Origin of the sequence: Novipirellula herctigrandis, assembly GCA_007859835.1 — a bacterium.
GTDB classification, from domain to species: Bacteria; Planctomycetota; Planctomycetia; order Pirellulales; family Pirellulaceae; genus Novipirellula_A; species Novipirellula_A herctigrandis.
This window is the reverse complement of record SJPJ01000001.1, coordinates 3,491,322-3,511,418: the sequence shown is the minus strand read 5'-3', so window position 1 is coordinate 3,511,418 and position 20,097 is coordinate 3,491,322. Positions and strand designations below refer to the sequence as shown.

Here is a 20,097-nt window from a genome sequence, read left to right as displayed (position 1 = left end):
TATCGGTGTCAGACATAATCGAAATCAACGATTTACACTTTGCTTTTGCGGGAACCACGTTCCGCTTGCAGGTGGATGAGTTGCGTGTATCGCTTGGTGAAACGGTTGCCTTCATTGGGTCAAGTGGTTCTGGCAAGACCACATTGCTGCATCTGTTGGCTGGAATCAGAACGCCCGAATCGGGGTCTGTAACGGTCGTTGGCCGCGACGTGAGCGGGCTCGCTACGGCATCCAGTCGCGATCATCGAGTCTGCAATATCGGTTTGGTTTTCCAAGAGTTTGAGTTGTTAGAACATCTATCCGTTCTGGATAACATTCTGTTGCCCTACCGAATCAGCGCAGCCTTGAAGTTAACCCGCGAGATTGTTGATCGCGCACAACAGTTGGCTGAAAGCGTTGACATCAACGACAAGCTTGGTCGTTACCCAGGTCGTCTTAGTCAAGGCGAGCGACAGCGCGTTGCCGTTTGCCGTGCGTTGCTAACAGAGCCTCCCTTGGTGCTGGCCGATGAGCCAACTGGCAACTTGGATCCTGGTAACAAATGGAAAGTCGTTGATGCACTGATCGATGATGCTAAACGGCGTCAATCAACGCTCGTGACAGTCACGCACGACCACGAACTGCTTGACCGATTCGATCGCGTGATTGATTTTTCATCCTTTCACGCTTCTAGCCAAACGGCAGAGGTGGCGACGTGAATGATACTCTGTATTTGGCGTGGCGATATCTTGTTTATCATCGCATTAAATCAGCGATCTTGGTTCTTGCCATTGCCCTGATCGTTTTAATACCAGCCGTCTTGCAAGTGCTTGTCCGACAAGGTCAGCAGCAACTGACTTCGCGAGCGGTCACGACACCACTGCTGCTGGGGGCCAAAGGAAGCCCACTGGAGCTAACACTCAATTCGCTCTACTACGGCAGCGGTGTGCCCGAGATGATCAAGTACGGCGATTGTAGTGACGTGGCGTATACCGAAAACGTCGATGCGATTCCGCTGCATGTCCGATTTCGTTCGCAGTCGGCACCGATCGTCGGCACATCACTTGAGTATTTCGATTTTCGCGGGCTAAGTGTTCAAGAGGGGGCGTTGCTGAAGCGATTGGGCGATTGCGTTGTCGGGGCCAACGTCGCACGACAACGCGGATTGTCTGCTGGCGATAGTGTTATTTCGTCACCGGAGTCGGCGCTAGGAATTGCCGACGAGTACCCTTTGAAAATGCGAATCACAGGAGTCTTGGCGTCATCGGCTACACCCGATGACGATGCGATTTTCGTTGACCTCAAGACAGCGTGGGTTATCGAAGGATTGGGGCACGGACATTTTGACTTGAGTGATGAGAGGGCTGCGGAAAATGTCCTTAGCCGCGACGGAAATAAGATCACCGCAAACGCCTCCGTTCGGCAATACCAAGAAGTCACGGACGAAAACATCCGGTCTTTTCACTTTCATGGCCGACGATCGACTTTTCCGATCACAGCTGTGTTGGCGCTACCCGAAGATCGCAGATCAATGTCGATGTTGTTGGGCGACTACCAGGACAACGACACCGTGCAGTTAGTCCGACCAGTCGAGGTTGTTGAAGAATTACTGCAAACCGTTTTTGCGATTCAAAATCTGGTCCTGACAGCCTTGGTGTTGACTGGCGCCGTTACCCTGTTGTTGGTTGTTGTCGTTTTTGTGCTCTCGCTGAAACAACGGGCACGCGAGATTGAAACGATGGCCAAAATCGGTGGTTCACGCGGACGGATATTGGGCGTGTTGGCAACGGAGGTTGGATTTGTAATTGTGCTAGGTGTAGGCATCGCCTCGGGCTTGACTTGGCTAACGACAATCTTTGCACCCCAAATCGTGCAACAATACTTGATGGGATAGTCGTATTTCGCACCGCGAAATCACGCAGAGTCTTTTCCTTGCGTCATTTCGCGGAGCGAAATACGACTTTAGCGTATCTTGCGTTCGATCCGATCACGGCAAGAACCAGCGTACACTCATTTGTATTCGATTCGCTTTTCCCGACGCCCCATCCAGTTTTTCCAGACGGCCAAACAGATACTCACCACCAACCTCAAGTCTTTGCGATGGCCGCCACACGAGGTTGGCTGCAACGTACGTCGTGTTCTTGATCGTGTCACCTGCCACGAGCGGCGCGTTATTAGTCTGACCGAAGCTGTATACCAGATTCGACGAAAGATGCTCGGTCCATTTGTACTCGTACCCGACGGTTGCACCAAACAAATCCAGCAAGTCAATTCCACCGAAAGGATTGGGAACGGCTTCGGGGAGCCCCTTAAGGTTGCCGATACCTGTTCCAAACTCGATCTCGTAAGACAACCGCTGCCGCTCGAACAACTTAGAGTACCCTGACCAGGCCAAGCCCCAGCCCGTTTCGGTTTGAATCGGCGCCACTCCCGATTGAAATCCGACGAAATGAATAATCCCTGCGAACTGATGTTCGCCATTGGGTCCCTCATATCGGATTCGCGAGACAACATCAGGCCATGGTTCGCGCTGACCGTCAAAACTGAGATCTCCCTCGAACCCTTCTGGCCGAGGAAGAATGACACGAGGGTCTTCCACGGCGAACGTGGTCGACCAGCGATCCTCCAGTTGGTGCGTCCAGCGTACCGTTGCGCGACGGGCGAGCACAAAGGCAGCCGGGCTCTCGAAGTCCACAGTGTATGGCAATGCATTGATATCCGTGAATGCCGTCCACGTTCTACCTACGACCCATGGACCCCATTCGGCATAGGCGTGCCGCAATCGGAAAGCATCGTTCTCCGAAAAGAAGTCGCCTTCGACAAACGCACGAAGCTGACTACCGTAGACAGGCCAACGCACGTCCAGGTTCAATCGCGTCGAGCGGGCGTGGAACCGAGTGCTTTCGCCGTCTCGGCCGTCCGTGAAGATCGTGCTAGTGTCGAAATTGTCACGACTGCCGATGGCATCAAAATCATGAATCGAATCAACTCGGACAAAGCCGCCGATTTTTGCCGAAACGGGTGACCCCGGTATTCGAATCGAACCAGGGAAACTTCCGCGCCAGTCGTTCGCGACTAGCGGTTTGCAGTCAGTGAAACATTCGTAAGAAGAGTTGGCTACGGTCGCTGCGTCATCGAAGGGAATGCGTTGAGCGGGCTTCGTAACGCTAACGGGCGACAACGTGGATTTTAGTTCCGAGAGCCTTGACTCAAGGTCAGCGATCTCCTGACGAACCTCGCTTTGGAATGTCGCCTGTTCATCCCGCGAAGAGTCCAGCAGATAGTCGACCTGCGCATGAACGTTGCCAAAACATTGGGCAACAAAAACAGCGATCGAAAATGCCAGGATGCGCACGATCATGTATCACATAGGGACGACGGAACGGACTACGGAGCAGTACCCATAGAATCGTCAATACCGAGCAAAATTGCCCATGCCCGACGACGCGAGCCAACCGGTTTGCGCAATCGTCAAATCTTAGCTATCTACTTGTTGCTTGGCGTAGATAACGGAAGCCTTGATGGGATAGTCGTATTTCGCTCCGCGAAATCACGTCATATTTGCTCAAGTCAACAACGTGATTTCGCGGAGCGAAATACGACTTTGATTTACTTTCTTACCAGCATTTTGATTCGGAGTTCTCTGGTTGCCCGTCGTTTTGCCTTAGTCGCCGGTGCGAACATGCAGCGGTCCCAAGTATGAAAAGTGACAAACGTTGCAACTCGCATCTCCAAATCCTGCCCGCGAAATCCCAACTCCGCAAAGAGTTGTGTTACGAAATCGTGTCGGCGTCGATAAACCCGCCGGACGGCTCTTCGCGCCTTTGTGTCGTGTTCAGCCCATGCCCGCATCGCAATGTCGTACTTTGCAAGATCTTGCTCCTCAATCATCTCTGCGATGGATAACAAACGAACACTAGGGCTGGACTCTTCTATGCTTGGGTCTTCTGCAACTACCTCCGTGAATTCCTCACTCCAGTACTTGAGCATCTCGGTCAGTAAGCCATCGCGGTCTTTGAAATGCCAATAAAAACCGCTTTTTGCCACGCCAAGTTCGCGCGCAAGCCTTTCGATCCGGACGCCGTCAATGCCTTCGGCTTCCAAAGCATCCAATGCCATTTTCAGCCAGTCTGTCTTGCTGACTCGTTCAGGTTTCTTATTCAATTCTTTTCTGCTGGGAAGGACAAATTACTGTACGGATCCGTACAGTATGAGTTACAATCACGGTGATTTACAGTCGTGGTTAAGTAGAACAGACAAGGGATTCTAGAGATGCAACGTATTAAAGCGATTTTCTCTGTGGTTGTGTTAATCGCAATTGGGATTGTGATTGGTGCACTACTGATGGCAAGACCTGATGGCGACTTGCCGTCCTTATCAAAGTCTGCGTTTGCTGCTGGTGGAAAAGTTGAGTCGCCAACCGCCGAGGCGCCTGATCGATACGTCTACTATCCCGGCACGGAAGAGTTGAAGCCGGACGAGATTCGGGTGATCGCTTGCGGGACGGGGATGCCAAGCGCACGGCGTAGTCAGGCGGCAACTTGCTTCCTAGTTGAACTCGGCGATGGTCAAAAGTTTCTGTTCGACATCGGCTCAGGTTCTCACGCCAACATCGAATCACTGATGATTCCGTCGGATTACCTGACCAAAGTATTCATCACACACTTGCACACGGATCATTGGGGAGATCTCGCCTCGCTGTGGGCTGGCGGTTGGACGGCGGGCCGGACCACGCCTCTGGAGGTATGGGGACCGGCTGGCGCTCGCGAGGACATGGGCACGAAGTATGCCGTGGAGCACTTGCTGAAGGCATACAACTGGGACTACATGACACGTGCCGTGACGATCAATCCGATTCCAGGAGGAATCAATGTCCATGAATTTGATTACAAAGGATTGAACGAAGTCATCTACAAGGAACAAGGTGTCACGATTCGTTCGTTCCCGGCGATTCATAGCGGTGACGGGCCGGTAAGCTTCTCGCTGGCGTGGAACGACTTCAAGATCGTCATCGGAGGCGACTCAGCCCCTAACAAATGGTATCCCGAATACTCGCAAGGTGCCGATTTGGCAATCCATGAAGCGTTCATGACTTCACCGCAGATGATGGAGAAATACGGGCAGCCCGCACAACTTGCAGCGCGAATTAACCTCAGCTTTCATACGTCGGCTCAATCATTCGGCAAGATCATGTCCATGGTCAAACCGCGACACGCGGTGGCTTACCACTTTTTTAACGACACCGACACGCGCTACGATATCTATGGGGGAATCCGAGAGACCTATGATGGTCCGTTATCGATGGCCACCGACATGATGGTTTGGAACGTGACCCGCGACGAGGTCGTCGAGCGGATGGCTGTCTCGCCAGATGAGGCCTGGGACGTACCGGGCCCCAACAGGCCACCGGGACCGGATCGTAGCCGCAAATCCGAGTACACCGACTTCACGTTGAAGGGGCGACTGGACACCAGCGATGTCAACCAGAGCTGGCTCGACGATTTCATGAAGCAGAACAATCTGAAGCCTGAAGATCTAAATGCAGGACAGTAGATCGCAGGATCGACATTTTGGTGCCGTCAATTTGCACGATATGGCATCCCTTTGGTACGCGAACTGAGAGAACTCGAAAGATGAGAGTCGCTGTCACCATCGTGAGCACGTTTATGTTCGTCGCTTGCGGTTTCGCTCAAGACAATTCGCCACCACCAAAACTTTCAGCCGACCAACAGGCCATTCGCAAGAACGCCGAGGCCTTTGTGGCGGCATTCGACAAAGGCGACGCGAAGGCGGTCGCATCATTCTGGGCCAAAAAAGGGGAAATGTCCCTCGATGGCGAACCGGTCGCTGTCGGTCGTGAACAAGTAGCCGCGTCCTATGCTGACTACTTCAAAGACAACGAAGGGGCAAAGATTGAAGTAAACATCGAGTCGATTCGTGTCCTCGGTCCTAACCTGGCTATCGAACGTGGCAGCAGCGAAGTGCTGAACGACGCTGACGATTCAGTGATCGATGCCTATCGCTTGATCTATGCCAAAGAAGACGGCAAGTGGTTGATCGCTTCGGCGGACATCCAACAAGAAGTGATTCAGCCACCTTTCGATTGGAAAGAAGAGCTTGGATTCCTTGTCGGTAAATGGACCACCAAGGACGGTGATTGGAGCGCGAATACAGAGTTCGAGTGGGCACTTGGCGGCAATTTTCTAAAGCGTACGTTTACCATCAAGGATGGCGACGAAGAAGACCGTACCGGAATTCAGTTAATCGGTTGGGATGCCAGCGAGCAATTGATCACTTCATGGACCTTCGGCGTTGATGGTGGACACGGTCGCGCGAGGTGGTTCCGCGATGGCGATCAATGGATTGTCGAGAGCGATGGTGTCTCGCCGAACGGTGAAATTGTGCTCGCCCACAACATTATCACGCCCCTGGACGACGATGCTTTTCGCTGGCAATCAACAGGCCGCAGCATCGCAGGTGTTGCTTTGGAAGATACTGAGACCGTCCGTGTAAGTCGCGTAAAGTGAGAAACAGATCGATGAGTCGAACATTAAGAATGACTCTTGCGATTGCTTTGTCCGTTTGTTTGCTTCCCAGTGCCGAATTGTTGGCCCGCGGAATGGGGGGTGGCCGCGGAGGTGGTGCACGTGGTGGCGCAAGTATGTCGCGTGGCGGCGCAAGCACGTCGCGAAGTAGTTACTCCGGCGGTGCCTCACGCAGTGCTTACTCCGGAAGTGCCTCGCGCAGTGCCTACTCGGGCGGAGCGTCCAGCAGTGCCTATTCCGGAAGTGCGTCGCGGAGCGGATACTCTGGCGGTGCTTCCCGAACCGCGACGGCATCTCGCAGTGGCTACAGCAGTTCGACTGGTCGATCAGCACAAGGTCAGAAGGGCAGCAAGTCGTATACAACTCAAAGCGGTCACACGGTTACCGTTGGCGGTGCGCGAGGTGGAGTTAACGGTCCATCAGGAAACGCAGCAGGTCGCGCTGGTGGCGTCAAAGTCGAAAGCGCCGGCGGAGGAACAGTGACTAGGGGTGGAGCGAGCGGAGCTGCAAGAGGCCCTGGCGGTACGGTCGGCGGTCAAGTTCGCGGCGGCAAGGCAACCGGGCCCGGCGGTGGGACCATCGGCGGAGGACAAGCCCGCGTGGGAGGAAAAAGCCTTGCTTCCGATGCTGGATTCGCAAGATACAAAGGTGGTGTTTCCGTTCGCGGCGCTGGAGGTGCGACAGCGCACCGAACACGCAGCGTCACAGCGGTTGGGCGACAAGGTCAAGGCGTTGCGGTCCGCCGTAGCGTTGGCGTTCGCTATGGCCATCGAGGCGGCTGGTACACGACTGGCTGGTACAACCGTTATCCAAGCGCATGGCGCGCGGCGCGATGGACAGCAGCAACTGTCTGGGCCGCTGCATCATGGAACGCCGTGACTTCGTGGTGGGGCCCGACCTACGTCGCGCAGCCGATTTACTATGACTATGGCAACACGATTGTCTACGAGGGCGACACGGTTTACAACGGCAGCGAGCCTATCGGGACCGCTGAAGAATACTACCAAGAAGCATCGGTGATCGCTTCCGCCGGTGAAGAAGAAGTCGCCGAAGACGAGGAGTGGAAATCACTTGGTGTCTGGGCAATGGTCAAAGACGATGACACGGAGTCCGACAATATTCTGCAGTTGGCCGTCAACCAAAACGGCGTCGTCCGAGGCAACCATTACAACGCCTTGGTGGACACGACGACTCCGGTTCAAGGATTAGTCGACAAGAAGACCCAGCGAGTTGCCTGGACGATTGGCGACAATGACAAGGTTGTGAGCGAAACCGGGTTGGCCAACCTGACCGACAGTGAAGAGACACAAATGTTGATTCATTACGGCAAGGATCGCACCGAGCAATGGACATTGGTGAAGTTGGAACAGGAATAGTCGTATTTCGCTCCGCGAAATCACGTGCGGTACAATTCGGTATATCGTGAATCCGTTATTTCGCGGAGCGAAATACGACTATGACGACGGGGCATTCTGATGATCGGAGAATTGTTCGATCCCGATGCGGAGCTGTTTGTTGAGGATCGCTTGCGTCCTCATTGGTCACAGACCGGCGCGATCGCGTTTATCACGATGCGAATGCGTGACTCGATTCCAAGCGAAGTGTTAGACCGCTGGGATCGAGAAAAGACCGATTGGCTGGCGCGTCGCGGGCATTCGACGCGCGGGCATTCGACGCGCGAGCATTGGTCCATCGTCGTGCCGACGATTGAGAGCGACGAACAGCGTGCGTTCAAGAAAGAGTTCAATCGTATTCGCGAAGACTTTCTTGACACATGTCATGGCGAGTGTGTCCTTCGCGACCCAGAATTATCGAAGATAGTAGCGGACTCTTTACTATTCTTCGACGGTGATCGGTATCGCATCGGCGATTTTGTCGTCATGCCTAATCATGTTCACATGCTGGCTGCATTTGCGACTCCCGAAGCACTGAAATCACAATGTGATTCATGGACGCACTTTACGGCAAGAAAGATAAATCAGAAGCTCGGACGTGCCGGTAAATTCTGGCAACAAGAGGCATTCGATCACTTGGTGCGCAGTCCAGAACAGTATGGATACCTGCGTCAGTACATCGCGGACAACCCACAGAAGGCGAAACTGAAGGACGGCCAGTATCACTACCGGAGATATCTATAGTCGTATTTCGCTCCGCGAAATCACGTTAGGATGTGCATGCATCCGTTTTTTCGCGGAGCGAAATACGACATTAAAACCGATAGCCGCCGCCTACTCCGGTGAACAAGTCATCTGAATCGTCGGTCAGGCCTTTGCCCACGCGAACGTCGAATACAAAGTTGTCGCTGATGTAGTAGTCGATACCGATGTTGTACACGACGATTGAAAAGTCGTCGGCTAACGCGTGCGAAAACAGGCCAAAGAACTCGTTGTACAGAGTTGTCTTCTCGGTTAGCTCCGTTCCAACGGCAACGGACTGCGACCACACGATGAACCAGTCGTCAGCGGGTTCCTCGGGCACTAAACCGAAGTCGTCCAGCCCACCTGTGCCGTAACCGGTCGATCCGTACAGCTTCCAACGCTCGCTGAGTTCCCAACCATAGATGTAGTCCAAGCCATGATCGACGCGGCGTGTTGAAAAATCACTTCCGCCGGTGGGTGCTGAAGACCGCAACTCCAACGCGCTCTCGGGCAAGTAGCCGACTTGCTCAGTCATCCCAAGTTTAAAACTCCAGATCAAGTCTTGTGATCCTGATCGTTCGTCAAGGTCGCTATTGAGCCAGCCATAGTTGAACCGTAAGCGAAATTCGATGTCATCGCTTAGCCCATAACGCAACAGCATTTCCGGCGTTGTATGCAGGTGCTCGAGTTCGTTGTCTTCGTCTTTGTAGAAGTAGCTGTAGCCGGCTTCGATTTGTGCAACACCACGACCGACTGTTTCGGTTGACTGCGTGAAATCGTGACGTTCGGTCTCGATTCGTTTGCGTTCTCTGGGCACAAGCGAAGACTCGGAGCGATGAAAGTCATCCAAGAACTTTAGCTCAAGCCAAGGCTTGCTATCGCAGGCATCTTCTGCGGAAACACTTGTCGCGCACAGCATCGTCACGACGAGCGTCAGTACTGATATCTGAATTTTTGACACGAGAGCTCCGTACGTGGTTAGTGGCACATTCCGCGGCAGAATCGCCAAGTCAATCCGAATCCGACCCAGTAGCCCTCCAGCGAAGCCGTCGTGGTAGTCGTGCTGCCAAGATCAACGGAGTCCTCGAACATGCCACCAGCGTACAAATCGAGGTCGACGCCTGGGCAAATATCACTGATCCCAAAACCGCCAGTAATGCGATGCTCCGGAATATTGGCGAACAGCGACTGGATGTAAGTGATGTGATCGACACCCCCTGGAGGCAATACACCACCAGCCCCAGCAGGCACGATCGATCGCAACGGGTTTTCAGCAAACGCGTAGCCGATTCGCCAGCGACATCTTGTGGTTGGCGAGTATTGGGCACCCACGTGCAGTGACCATTGGTCGTCGTACAGTGCTGTAAAGAGATCAGCGTCAGAATATTTCTGAAAAACGCCATCAACGGCCAGCAACAACTTGCCGTCCATCAATGATTGATTGGAGATACCGATGCCAAATGTCTCGGGGCGATCTGCAGCAACGTCCACAAACGATCCAGCGGTGAACCCGGCAAGATTGTCGAAAGTGAAACTTGTCTGTGATTTCCAGTACGCGCCGATGTTCGTTTGCGGAAGGATTGCATAGTTCACTCCCACACCGCCGCGGATCCCATACCCGGTTGATGATCCTGTTATTCCGACAAACGGACCTGACATCGTTGCTGTCGAGAGAGCAAATGTTCCCCCCACGTGAAGATTGTCGGTTAACTCAAGTCCGGCACTACCGACGATGTCAATAATCGTCAATGACGCATGAGTTCCATTGGATTCTGGTACCTGTCGAAAATCAGCTCCCGCTCCGGCTGCGGAGATCAAGCCCATCCCCATCGTCAAAGGTAAGCCGCTGGCCGACAATTCTTGTGTCAAACCAATGTTGCCGGCCGCGACACCAGGAGCGTCCGACTTTGTCTGCGAAAACGAACTGACGCCAAACAGCGGAAGCGCTCCATCCTGTGTCAGGTTGTAGGTTGGTTCCATCCAGGCGCCACTGAACGAGAACTGGGTGCCGCGATATTGCCTGACCGTGGCTGGGTTGCCGTTGATGGCAGACTGAATGTCCTGTGGCGAAGCAATGCTTGCACCGCCAAGTGCACCAGAAGCAGGCATCAGATTGTTAAGTAGCTCGACACCGACACCTTGTCCGCATGCTGCCGTCGTCCAGCAGGTTAGCCAAGCGAAAAGACAGCATAGTATTCCTGACCGTTGCATCACGCAATACTCGCTTTTGTGTTTTTAAATGGACGGCTCACACGACAGACGCAATCAATGTATCGATCAAGATCGGTGAATCAGGAGCCATCCATACAGTTGGAATCACTATGCACGGTTAACCCGGATGGAACATACCAACGAGACAATGCGAAAACATTGCCTTACCCTCAAGGGTTAACAGTCGAATTTCGCTCCGCGAAATCACGCGCACACCTACCGTTGTTTCGCGGAGCGAAATACGACTCTGCTGGAAGCTGAACTGGACTTGTGTGCGAAACAGCCAACCGATGTCACCAGGGCTGATGTCCAAAGAGGATGAGTTGATCGTTGCACCCTCGCGCGATTGCTTGCAACTTTTTCGGAACGACCAAGTACCGAGTTGTAACCAAAAGCCGTGATCAAAAAGCTCAGCAACATCGGTGCCGTCAAAATTGTCGACAGTTCTGAAGTAGTATTCGAACGTTGAGGACCAACCGCGATACTTGACGGAAGCGTCAACCGCGTAGAGGGCAACGGAATATTTGGCGTATTTCACGGTTCTGCTCTTGGGGCATAGCAATGGACATAGAGAGCGTCCGGCCAGCAGTAAATCTATTTTTTGCCGATTGCGTACAAACGCCCATCGGTCAGCACATACAGCGTGTCATTTGCGATCGCAGGTGTTGCTGAAACGGACGTGCGTGTACGACATGGCCCGGAAAGAAGAAAGAAGTCCTTCCGCCGGTTGCTTTTGCCTGGCTACCACAGTGGCCGCGAAGACAGGGCCGCGAAGACAGGGCCGCGAAGACAGGGCCGCGAAGACAGGGCCGCGAAGACAGGGCCGCGAAGACAGGGCCGCGAAGACAGGGCCGCATCGACAGGAATCGAACGGGGCCTCCCGACGGATGGTTTCGTTAGGCCACCCGGATCAACCACGTTAGTAGTCAGAGTTTCTTTTCTGGAACAGGTTGTCCGACTTTTGGAAAAGCAGATGCAACCAAGACACTTTCAACTGGCTTCACGGCTGCTTGCTGAGATTGAGGTCTTTGCTGAAATCGACCTTAGCGCGGTCGGGATTCGTAATGGCTGGATGGCATGCGGAATCGTGGGATCCCATTCACGCCGGTGTATTGGTCGGCCGGACATGGACCAAACCGAAAGATGCAGCTTGTTCGCGCTGCCCGTGACCTGGAACGTCAGGGATTGCTGCAAAGGCTGATCGAGCCAAATCGCGACAGAACCACCTACGTCATTCCCAACATCGCATTGCTTCGCCAAACGTTCGAGAATCTCAGCGGTCAAGCTGATGTCAACGCGATTTGTCTGGGGCTACGAAAGACGCACTGGGCAAGGAGCACGCAGTTCAATTAGAGCAGTGGGCTGCAACCTTGCCTCAACCTGCTATCCGTCCCACGGAAGCTGTTCCACAGAGCCGCTCGTTAACGCGCCGAAGCTGAACTTGCCCTTGCATTCCAACGGAGGAACAACGTCGCGACACAACGCAGCGTGGGGGCCGAAACCGCCAACCAACCACCGAGCCAACGACCTACCGATCCAACGATCCCTGTCTCTTTCCAACACGAGCTACCAGGACATTGGATGCTTACCAAAACAAAACCAGACGACGTGCGTGAATCTGACCGCACACGTCAGATCGCCGCCTGCTTGGCCGACGCGATCAGTGCCTTGCAGAAACAGGGCCGATTCTCGGCGAAGTCCGAGATCTTTTTCGAAGTTGCCGACGATCGGCTTGACTCGTTTACGAACACAGGGATCTGTGTGGACTCGGGTTTGATCTCCGAGTCTCACAAACAAAACCAAGGAGAAAATCGATGACATTGAATGTCACCAAAGAAGTCGCCACGCTAAGAAAGATGACCGTCGGCGAACTCCGCGAACGTTTCGCGGAAGTCACCGGCGAAAACACGAATGCCGAGTGAATCCCTCACCATCAATCGAAAGTTCCACGTCGCCAAAAAACGCGACGGCCGCAAACACTTGCAAAACGGTGTCGCTCCCAGCACGCCAACGGGCCGAGTCCCACGCATCACGCGACTGCTGGCCTTGGCCCATCGCTGCCACCGACTGATCCAAGACGGCACGATCATCAACCAATCTGAACTCGCTCACTACGGTCAGATCTCCACCACCCGCATGACGCAGATCATGTGGATGGACAATCTCGCCCCCGACATCCAAGAAGAAATTCTATTCCTTCCCAACACCGTCAAAGGCCGCGACCCCATCAAGGAAGCTGACGTGCGCCCCATCGCCAAAACGCTTGATTGGAAACGGCAACGTGCGATGTGGCGTAGAGTAAATCAAGCAAACGTATCGCGGGTCAATATGCACTGAAGTTCCGAAAAGACTGCAAAACGGTTTTGATTGGCAGATGCTCCTGCTCGATTCGGGTATTTGTTTCGCACAGGATATGATAACACCGCCGCTCTTCCTCGGTGAGGTACTCAAGTTGCTTGGCTTGAGCACCGTTGCCAACCGTTGCGAGATTCATGAACTTGTGGACTGTCTGTTCTTTCATCAACAGGCTTTGAGTCCTCGGGAGCACACGCCTGAGCCGGTCGAGAATCACAAATCCGTCGGCATCGAGATCGCCCCAATAGAGGACTTCATTGTCGCTGAGCCAGTTGATCGTCGACAATTGAGTGACACCGTTTCCTAGTCCGCCCAAAGCCAATGTGCGGGCCAAGATGGGCAACGATAACAGACTGACTTTGTTTTCAATGATCAAGACTTGGACCTCTTTCACAGGCAGTCTCGAAAGGGATTCGGCTGGTAGCGATAGTTCGTCAAATGACAACGCGAGTTCATGTTGAAGGTCCTTATCGAGAACCCGAAGTAAATAGTGAGGTCGTGCGTAGCGGAGACCGTATCGCGGCTCGAATGCGTCATAGCCGTATCGAGCGTCAATCGCGTTGGGCGGCAGCACGATATCAAGCCATGTTGAAAGTCTCCTCTGGTGTGTTTCGATCAGCTTCGTCGACACGGGAATCGGCAACTCGCGCGCAAAGCAATCGGGCCGCGGGTGGGTGATGAAAAAGTCCACGATACTTAGTAAACCATCAAGATGGTCAGCGACTTCGAGCAGCGTTTTCCAGTTCGTGCTTTGCGTTAGCCAACGGCCAAGCAGTGGTTGCCGGTGCCGCAGCGTCGAGGCCGCAGCTTGCAGAGTGTGCCATTGATCGACGCGACTCGTTAATTGCATCAGGTCGTCCGTTGTTTCGATCACGATAGAATCGGGAAAACGATTCAATCCATGCGTTCGGCTGCGGCGTGACTTCCAAACAATGCTGTATCCGTAGCCGATGGATTCCTTGCTAAGAGCGCGAAGTGAATCCACCTCGGCGATTGCAGTAGCGTGATCCATTGACGGAGTTAAATTCGCGGGTATGCGATACGGGAAGAAGGCATCAAGCTCTCCATCAAGCCATGACTTCACGGCTTTTGCAAACAGCCGATCAGCTTTTTCGCGAATCTGTTCAGGCTTGATCATGCATCTTCGTCCTGCACCGCTTGGTATTGTTCGGCAGTCAAACTGATCAGCTCGCTACGGTGGGTTTCGGGGTCTTTGACGATGTGTCCATAGATGCCGACATAGCTTTCCGTGATGCGGGCCTTGGCATCCAACGGTGCGACGATGGCCAGTTGCAAACCGAATTGGGCAAATAGATTCAAGGCGTACTTGGCTCGCGTGTCGTCGCTGCGTGAAAACATTTCATCGACCATAACGAAATGAAAGCGGTCCGCGCCGGGATCGTCTGGGCGCAAGTCGTATTGATAGGCGATCGCTGCGACCAACACCAAGAACGCCAGTTTGCCTTTCTCGCCGCCCGATTGCCCAGTGCCGCCATCGTAGTAACTGCCCGCATCACCCGTCGCCGCGTCGTACTCGCGAGCAGCAAACTTAAACCAGTTACGAACATCGATTACTTTTTCCCGCCATCGTAAATTCGCATCGTCGCGTAATCGCTCGACAAGCTTTTCGATCTTCTTGAACGTGGCCTCGTTGGCATCATCGGTCCCGTCAAGTGTGCCTTCCAAGCAACCAGCCAGCTCTCGGCGGAAATCGCGAATTTCGGCGTCGGCTGTATCACTTGGTTCCAGACGCATGAACGTACCGGGGTTCCAATCCAATCGCCGCAGAGCTTCGTTAAGTGTTTCGATCTTGCTGCGAATCTCCTCGCGTTCGTCTTCCAGCGAACCGTGCAGCAGACCGATCTCTTGCAGTACCTTTTCCTTCAGACGCTGTTTGAAACGTCGTTCATGTTTCGGTAGGTCATCTTTGTTGATTTGTTCGGCAAGCTGCTCAAAGCTAGGCAGAGCCTGCGGCGTCGGATCAAGTTCGGACTCAAAAAGGGGGAACTTCGTCAAAAGCCGCCCCATCGCCTTGGTCAGGTTATCCCGAATGGGGTCGATGCGTTGTTCGACTTGTGCGACTTTGGCTGACAGTTCGTCCGAAACGTCACGAGGCAACAAGCCAAGATTTTCAAGTGTAAGCGTGCGGCTACCGAGTTGTTCCGCGATGCCATCGAATTGCGACCGAGCCTGTTCAAGACGCCCTTCCTCGGCGGCGGACGCGAGTTTGGCATCGACTCGCATTGAAATGGTCCCACTCTTCGCGACCTCCGTCTCCAAGTGCGACCGTTCTCCGACAAAGCGATCGCGATCCGCATCCAATCCCATCACTTCGGCACTGAGTTGGCTCAATTTCGACTTCAGCTCACGCACATGGTCGTTGGATGCTTCCAGCTTTTGTTTCTCGAGACGCAACTGAGAGGCTTCAAAGTCGTGACGGTGATCGTCGATCGTATCGAACTCGGTTAGTTCCGCCAACTCTTCCAACACGCTCAGCAACCGGGTCGCGTGCTCGCTCGATCGCCGCAGCGATGCGATGGAATCTTCGACTCTCGCGATCTCTATCCTTTGTTTATCGATCGACTGTGCCAAGGCTTCGCGTTTGGGCTTGTTGTCCCAGCCGAGCACAAAATGCCGGCGGTCATCCGGCCCACCACGATCATCCTTAGCATGTTGCCGTTGGTTTTGCTTCACATGCCGGTGAATGGTCATCGCACGTCGGGACGCCATCTGGAATTCGGAAATATTCTCACAGGCTAGGTGATCGAACCGCGATTGGATTTCACCGCGGACGGAAGGCGTCAGCGGATGATCGTCGCGGTAGTGAAGCATGTCTGGCAAACGAAGCTCCGACCATTTCGGTGCCGTGCTCGCAGTTCCCGCGCCAACGCGGTCATACGTCAATCGCAACCCACGGCCGCACGCGTCAGTCAAACGTTGAGAATCGACGTAGCCGGAAACCTTGGCGTACAAATCATCAGGAACCAGCAGAGTCCGAGCAAAGGAGTACAGAACTTGTTCAATTGACGCTTCCCAGCGACGGTGATCCGGATCGACGGTGATCAGTTCGGCAGCAAAAGGTAAATCGGTTGGTGAGAGCTTGAAGGCTTGGCACAGATCGGATCGTATTTCGATGAATGCGTCCGGCAGGTTTCCTCTGCGACGCTTGAGAGATTCAAGCTCGCTTTCGTCGTCGGTTAGTTGTTGTTTGAGCACGCCGACTTGGTAGTTTTGTTTCTCGAGTTCAGAAACGGTGGTCTCGCGATCCTTGGTCAGCTTTTCGCCGGTTTTCGCAACTCGTGAGTGAACTTTTGCAAGTTGTTCGGTGCTAGTGATCGTCGAGGAGATGCCGAGCTGTTTCAGTTTCGATTCAAAGATCAGACGCTTGTCATATTTGGACTTGGCAAACTGATCCTGCCTTTGGATCAAAAGCGGCAGCTGTTGCAGTCGAAATCCACCGCTGTGCTGAATCTCGTGCTCCACTCCAGCTGCTTCCCCACGTTTATTCTTGAGCGATGCATCCAGCAAGCTGATTTGTTCACTCAAATGAGCGATGCGAAGCTGCCATTTTTCGCAGAGCGGCCGCAACAGTTCGCCGGTCACAAAATCAAAGTACAGTCCCGTCGCGGCGAGCTGGTCGCGTGCAGCATACAGTTTCTCATTCGTTTTACGATACCGATCCCCTGCTTTCATGATGGGAACGAGTAGCTCGGATTGCTGACGGACTTGAACTAACGCACGGTGGGCTTCACTGAGTTCGGCAAAGTGTTTTAAAAGATTGGAAACTTTGTCGTTCCAAGGTTTCTTTTCCAACATGTGGTCGCGGATGAATTGGTCAAGTCGTTGGACATCCTTTACCGCGACAGTTTGATTGAAAATGTCCATCGCCTTGGCGCGAAATTTGACCTGCCTCTGTATCCACGAGTGATACTGTTTGTAGCTTTCAGTGACTTGAAAACCGCGGTCAACCATCATCGACTTGATGTCGCTGCCGGATTTCAAACCGCCTAGGTCACCGGCGATCGTACGTGGCTTCGTGTCAAATCCGTAAACCAGTTTTCGATCGCCAGCCGATGTCAAATACATCACTTGGCAGACGGTAAATGACTTGCCCGAAGTACTGCTGTTGAACGTTGCCAACAGCGCCGTGTAGTAGCTGCTTCCCTCGCGAAGGTATTGAATCTGAGGCTTCTCGTCACGGCCCGCGGTACGATCGTAAGCTCCACGAATGTACGTGCGCTCGTCGCGTTCTTTCTTGGTGGCTCCCGCGGCAACATTGTAGTTACGCACACCGGGCCGCACCAATAACGTCAGCATCGCATCGACCAACGTCGACTTGCCAGCACCATTTTCACCGACCAGCAAGCACGTCGTTCCATTGGGCGCGATCGAATGAACTTGCCCATCGAACGTGCCCCAATTGAACACCTCGAACGAGGCAAGCCGAAAACCTGGCATCCGATTTTGGATAACCGGATCATCTGCAAATGGAAGTGGACGGCTGCGTGCGGTGGGTTTAGTCATTGGACGGTTCCACGTCACTGGCTTCCACGTCACTGGCTTCCACGTCACTGGCTTCCACGTCACTGGCTTCCACGTCACTGGCTTCCACGTCACTGGCTTCTTCGTCATCGGTCACTTCGTCACCCTCCCCGCGTCTCTGCAACTCAGCTTCCAAATCGAGTCGCAATCGCTCAAGTTCTTGAAGCGGCAATCTGGCTTTCAAAATTCGGCGGACCTCCCAGCTTGCCGGTTCCTTCTCAAACTGTCGAACAAATTTGAGTTCTTCAAGCTTGCGAAGCTGGCCACCCAGACTACGGCTAGCTCGCACGTCATCCTCTTCCCCGGGCACCAGCGTTTGCCAGATTTTCAAGAGCGACGACTGCAACACAACGCATCGACTGTCACGATGAATCTCTTCCTCGAAACGACGCAGTTCCTCACGAAGTAATACGCACAACAACGACGCCTCAAAGGTCAATCGAACGCTTCGAAACAGCTTAGGGATCGATGGGTAATCCGGCGGTAACGTTTCCGGTTCGATCTGTCGCAAATAGGCAAACCCGTCTTCTTCATTGACGATCAATAACAAGCCGATCCGTGCAAAGTAATCGCTCAGCGGCGTGGCACCGGACAAAATGCAATCCCATGCGTTGCCAGCATCATCGTGATAAACGATTCCCTGCAGCAATCGCACCGCTGCCGAGGCCCACGGCACCGGCGGCGGCAGCATGTCAGGGGGGAGTGTCACGTCGGACGGCGAATCATTCATCGGGGTTTACCTTTTCGTACGGTTTCATTCTTCGCCTGATGGGTCTGGAAAAACGAGACCAACGGCACGCGTACACGAACGGTGCTAGTGCGTCCGGTCAACGGATCAGCGGTTGTGACGACAACCAGTTCGCTCGCGTCACGATCAATGCGGTGTCCATCTTCATGAGCGATTTGCATCCATCCGACCAATTCGATCACTCCAACTTTTGGCGGACGATGCTCCAGCAATTGTGACAGTGAAACCGTGGGCTGTGAATCCGTCACTCTGTGAATCAGGTCTCGCATTCGATCCCATTGCAATCGTTGCATTCCTGCTAATTTGAGTGCCTGTTGCTTAGCTGTTTCCCAGTCAATTTCATGCGTTTCCGGAGCAACGTCGAACACCTGTGGCGGAGTCCAGAATGGACGCGTAAACGGTGAACTGACACCGATGGATGTATTCACTCGCAAACCGATTTTCAGCGGCACCGGCTCGCCGGACTGATCCACCGACTGCTTCATCTTGATTGCCAAAGTGCGGATATCTCGTAAAACCTCTGCGGTCCGTTGGCGGTGTCCCGTCGATTGATTGTCCAGTAACCGGCGCAAGGTTTGCGAGAGCCGTCCCGTTTGGCGAAGCACATTCTCGGCTTCGGCCAGCAGCGATGGCACCATCGCTCGGACATGCTCGATCGCGCCGCTGTCGTTAGCGATGGCTTCGAGTCGGATCACTTCCGCAATCGTTTCTCGAAGCCGTGCTTGAGCTTGTGGTGAAAAGAGGAATGACACGAAGGCATTGAAGCTGACTCCTTCGTCCTGCTGCTTGACCAAATCCTCGGCGTCGAGCGCGCCAGCCAAAATCTCTCCTCGGCCTCGATCGAGATCCAATGCACTGTGTGTCACCTCGCGAGCAATTTCGTCGAACTGATCTTCGACCGCGCGAAAGTCGCCTTGCAGTGTCTTGAGCATATCGACGGCAGTGTAAAACCGCTCACGAATCTGAGCCGGGTGATAGGTCTCCACGGGCGTTCCTGCACGGATCGCTTCGATCTCTCGATCCAGTCGATCACGCTCAGCAAGCAGAGACTCCAAACGTCTGTTCGGATCCGCCGATGAACCGCGCACCAGATCCGTCAGTGTGTCAATCACCAGCCTCAATCGGCTTTCGGTGCCGACCATCCGATTTTCGCGAGACAGAGCCGCATCGACAAACTGGATAGCATTTTCGGTATAGCGAGTCAATTGATAACTGGCGCCGGACGAATCCGCGGGCAAAAACCGTCGCAGCCAGCCCGCGTCCGACCATTCCCGCAAGTAACGATCCGCCGATCCCGATAGCACGTTGTATCCATCGCTATTTAGGCTCTCCTGGAAGATGCCGAGCTGATGCCGCAGTTCATCATGTGACAGCGAGGTTGCAGAGTCTTCCCCTGTCAGTTTAAGCGACTGGCGTAGGAAAAAAAGGACGAACGCCCCCTGATCGGCTCGAAGCAGTCGAACCGTGGGTGACGAATCTAAGAATGCAAGGACATCTTCAATTTCCATCGAAACATTATAGCCCACCAACCGGACGCAGTTGGTCATTGCCATCGGGCGCGATGTGAGTCCGCAACTGA

18 protein-coding genes are annotated in these 20,097 nt (G+C 53.8%); 9 read left to right on the top strand and 9 right to left on the bottom strand.

What is annotated here, in order from left to right; genetic code table 11:
• The first annotated feature begins 5 nt into the window (after positions 1-5).
• Together CA13_RS12965 and CA13_RS12960 are read left to right on the top strand one after the other, a co-directional pair.
• The gene (locus tag CA13_RS12965; RefSeq protein WP_419194270.1) at positions 6-698 is read left to right on the top strand and encodes an ABC transporter ATP-binding protein; all 693 of its coding nucleotides are present in this window, start codon (positions 6-8) and stop codon (positions 696-698) included.
• Positions 695-1,873, top strand: coding sequence for an ABC transporter permease (locus tag CA13_RS12960; RefSeq protein WP_146397275.1), 1,179 nt, complete (start codon positions 695-697; stop codon positions 1,871-1,873). The genes CA13_RS12965 and CA13_RS12960 overlap by 4 nt, the downstream gene beginning before the upstream one ends.
• A 93-nt stretch (positions 1,874-1,966) precedes the next feature.
• Here CA13_RS12960 and CA13_RS12955 read toward each other — a convergent pair whose 3' ends face one another.
• Together CA13_RS12955 and CA13_RS12950 are read right to left on the bottom strand one after the other, a co-directional pair.
• The gene (locus tag CA13_RS12955) at positions 1,967-3,334 is read right to left on the bottom strand and encodes a DcaP family trimeric outer membrane transporter (protein WP_146397273.1); all 1,368 of its coding nucleotides are present in this window, start codon (positions 3,332-3,334) and stop codon (positions 1,967-1,969) included.
• 254 nt (positions 3,335-3,588) lie between these two features.
• Positions 3,589-4,143 carry a TetR/AcrR family transcriptional regulator gene (locus tag CA13_RS12950; RefSeq protein WP_146397271.1) on the bottom strand — a complete coding sequence of 185 codons (555 nt, stop codon included), beginning with the start codon at positions 4,141-4,143 and terminating at the stop codon, positions 3,589-3,591.
• Between the two features lie 108 nt (positions 4,144-4,251).
• Here CA13_RS12950 and gntH point away from each other — a divergent pair, with 108 nt between their 5' ends.
• The 4 genes from gntH (at position 4,252) to CA13_RS12930 (ending at position 8,662) form a co-directional block, all read left to right on the top strand.
• Positions 4,252-5,532 (top strand): guanitoxin biosynthesis MBL fold metallo-hydrolase GntH, encoded by a 1,281-nt coding sequence (gene gntH, locus CA13_RS12945; RefSeq protein ID WP_146397269.1) that lies wholly within the window; start codon positions 4,252-4,254, stop codon positions 5,530-5,532.
• An 80-nt stretch (positions 5,533-5,612) separates the two neighbouring features.
• Complete coding sequence (locus tag CA13_RS12940) at positions 5,613-6,506, top strand: YybH family protein (protein WP_146397267.1); 894 nt, start codon at positions 5,613-5,615, stop codon at positions 6,504-6,506.
• Positions 6,507-6,517: 11 nt separating this feature from the next.
• On the top strand, positions 6,518-7,900 hold the full coding sequence (locus tag CA13_RS12935; RefSeq protein WP_146397265.1) for a hypothetical protein: 1,383 nt from the start codon (positions 6,518-6,520) through the stop codon (positions 7,898-7,900).
• Between the two features lie 99 nt (positions 7,901-7,999).
• Positions 8,000-8,662, top strand: coding sequence for a transposase (locus CA13_RS12930; protein WP_146397263.1), 663 nt, complete (start codon positions 8,000-8,002; stop codon positions 8,660-8,662).
• 70 nt (positions 8,663-8,732) lie between these two features.
• Here the strand turns inward: CA13_RS12930 and CA13_RS12925 are convergent, their stop codons facing one another.
• From CA13_RS12925 to CA13_RS12915, 3 genes are all read right to left on the bottom strand, one after another.
• Entirely contained in the window at positions 8,733-9,623 is an 891-nt protein-coding gene (locus CA13_RS12925; protein ID WP_146397261.1) for a transporter, read from the bottom strand.
• A gap of 17 nt (positions 9,624-9,640) precedes the next feature.
• Complete coding sequence (locus CA13_RS12920; RefSeq protein WP_146397259.1) at positions 9,641-10,771, bottom strand: OmpP1/FadL family transporter; 1,131 nt, start codon at positions 10,769-10,771, stop codon at positions 9,641-9,643.
• Positions 10,772-10,991: 220 nt separating this feature from the next.
• Positions 10,992-11,411 (bottom strand): hypothetical protein, encoded by a 420-nt coding sequence (locus CA13_RS12915; protein WP_146397257.1) that lies wholly within the window; start codon positions 11,409-11,411, stop codon positions 10,992-10,994.
• Positions 11,412-12,016: 605 nt separating this feature from the next.
• On the opposite strand from CA13_RS12915, the gene CA13_RS12910 reads away from it, so the two are divergent.
• From CA13_RS12910 to CA13_RS12900, 3 genes are all read left to right on the top strand, one after another.
• On the top strand, positions 12,017-12,226 hold the full coding sequence (locus tag CA13_RS12910) for a hypothetical protein (RefSeq protein WP_146397255.1): 210 nt from the start codon (positions 12,017-12,019) through the stop codon (positions 12,224-12,226).
• 228 nt (positions 12,227-12,454) lie between these two features.
• Complete coding sequence (locus CA13_RS12905; protein ID WP_146397253.1) at positions 12,455-12,691, top strand: hypothetical protein; 237 nt, start codon at positions 12,455-12,457, stop codon at positions 12,689-12,691.
• A gap of 93 nt (positions 12,692-12,784) precedes the next feature.
• The gene (locus CA13_RS12900) at positions 12,785-13,210 is read left to right on the top strand and encodes a hypothetical protein (protein WP_146397251.1); all 426 of its coding nucleotides are present in this window, start codon (positions 12,785-12,787) and stop codon (positions 13,208-13,210) included.
• Here the strand turns inward: CA13_RS12900 and CA13_RS12895 are convergent.
• From CA13_RS12895 to CA13_RS12880, 4 genes are read right to left on the bottom strand one after another with little or no spacing between them, the layout of a single operon-like run.
• Positions 13,197-14,366 (bottom strand): Wadjet anti-phage system protein JetD domain-containing protein, encoded by a 1,170-nt coding sequence (locus CA13_RS12895; RefSeq protein WP_146397249.1) that lies wholly within the window; start codon positions 14,364-14,366, stop codon positions 13,197-13,199. The genes CA13_RS12900 and CA13_RS12895 overlap by 14 nt on opposite strands.
• Complete coding sequence (locus tag CA13_RS12890) at positions 14,363-17,752, bottom strand: ATP-binding protein (RefSeq protein ID WP_419194269.1); 3,390 nt, start codon at positions 17,750-17,752, stop codon at positions 14,363-14,365. Before CA13_RS12890 ends, CA13_RS12895 begins: the two co-directional genes overlap by 4 nt.
• Positions 17,745-18,500 (bottom strand): DUF4194 domain-containing protein, encoded by a 756-nt coding sequence (locus tag CA13_RS12885; RefSeq protein ID WP_146397245.1) that lies wholly within the window; start codon positions 18,498-18,500, stop codon positions 17,745-17,747. Before CA13_RS12885 ends, CA13_RS12890 begins: the two co-directional genes overlap by 8 nt.
• Positions 18,497-20,065 carry a DUF3375 domain-containing protein gene (locus CA13_RS12880; RefSeq protein ID WP_419194268.1) on the bottom strand — a complete coding sequence of 523 codons (1,569 nt, stop codon included), beginning with the start codon at positions 20,063-20,065 and terminating at the stop codon, positions 18,497-18,499. The genes CA13_RS12885 and CA13_RS12880 overlap by 4 nt, the downstream gene beginning before the upstream one ends.
• Between the last annotated feature and the right edge of the window lie 32 nt (positions 20,066-20,097).

Bases quoted from the DNA above. Each gene is read 5' to 3' on its own strand.
- CA13_RS12930 (WP_146397263.1), top strand. From the start codon at position 8,000: ATGATCGGAGAATTGTTCGATCCCGATGCGGAGCTGTTTGTTGAGGAT.
- gntH (WP_146397269.1), top strand. From the start codon at position 4,252: ATGCAACGTATTAAAGCGATTTTCTCTGTGGTTGTGTTAATCGCAATT.
- CA13_RS12895 (WP_146397249.1), bottom strand. From the start codon at position 14,366: ATGATCAAGCCTGAACAGATTCGCGAAAAAGCTGATCGGCTGTTTGCA.
- CA13_RS12905 (WP_146397253.1), top strand. From the start codon at position 12,455: ATGCTTACCAAAACAAAACCAGACGACGTGCGTGAATCTGACCGCACA.
- CA13_RS12880 (WP_419194268.1), bottom strand. From the start codon at position 20,065: ATGACCAACTGCGTCCGGTTGGTGGGCTATAATGTTTCGATGGAAATT.
- CA13_RS12940 (WP_146397267.1), top strand. From the start codon at position 5,613: ATGAGAGTCGCTGTCACCATCGTGAGCACGTTTATGTTCGTCGCTTGC.
- CA13_RS12890 (WP_419194269.1), bottom strand. From the start codon at position 17,752: ATGACTAAACCCACCGCACGCAGCCGTCCACTTCCATTTGCAGATGAT.
- CA13_RS12920 (WP_146397259.1), bottom strand. From the start codon at position 10,771: ATGCCTGCTTCTGGTGCACTTGGCGGTGCAAGCATTGCTTCGCCACAG.
- CA13_RS12910 (WP_146397255.1), top strand. From the start codon at position 12,017: ATGCAGCTTGTTCGCGCTGCCCGTGACCTGGAACGTCAGGGATTGCTG.
- CA13_RS12935 (WP_146397265.1), top strand. From the start codon at position 6,518: ATGAGTCGAACATTAAGAATGACTCTTGCGATTGCTTTGTCCGTTTGT.
- CA13_RS12885 (WP_146397245.1), bottom strand. From the start codon at position 18,500: ATGAATGATTCGCCGTCCGACGTGACACTCCCCCCTGACATGCTGCCG.
- CA13_RS12900 (WP_146397251.1), top strand. From the start codon at position 12,785: ATGCCGAGTGAATCCCTCACCATCAATCGAAAGTTCCACGTCGCCAAA.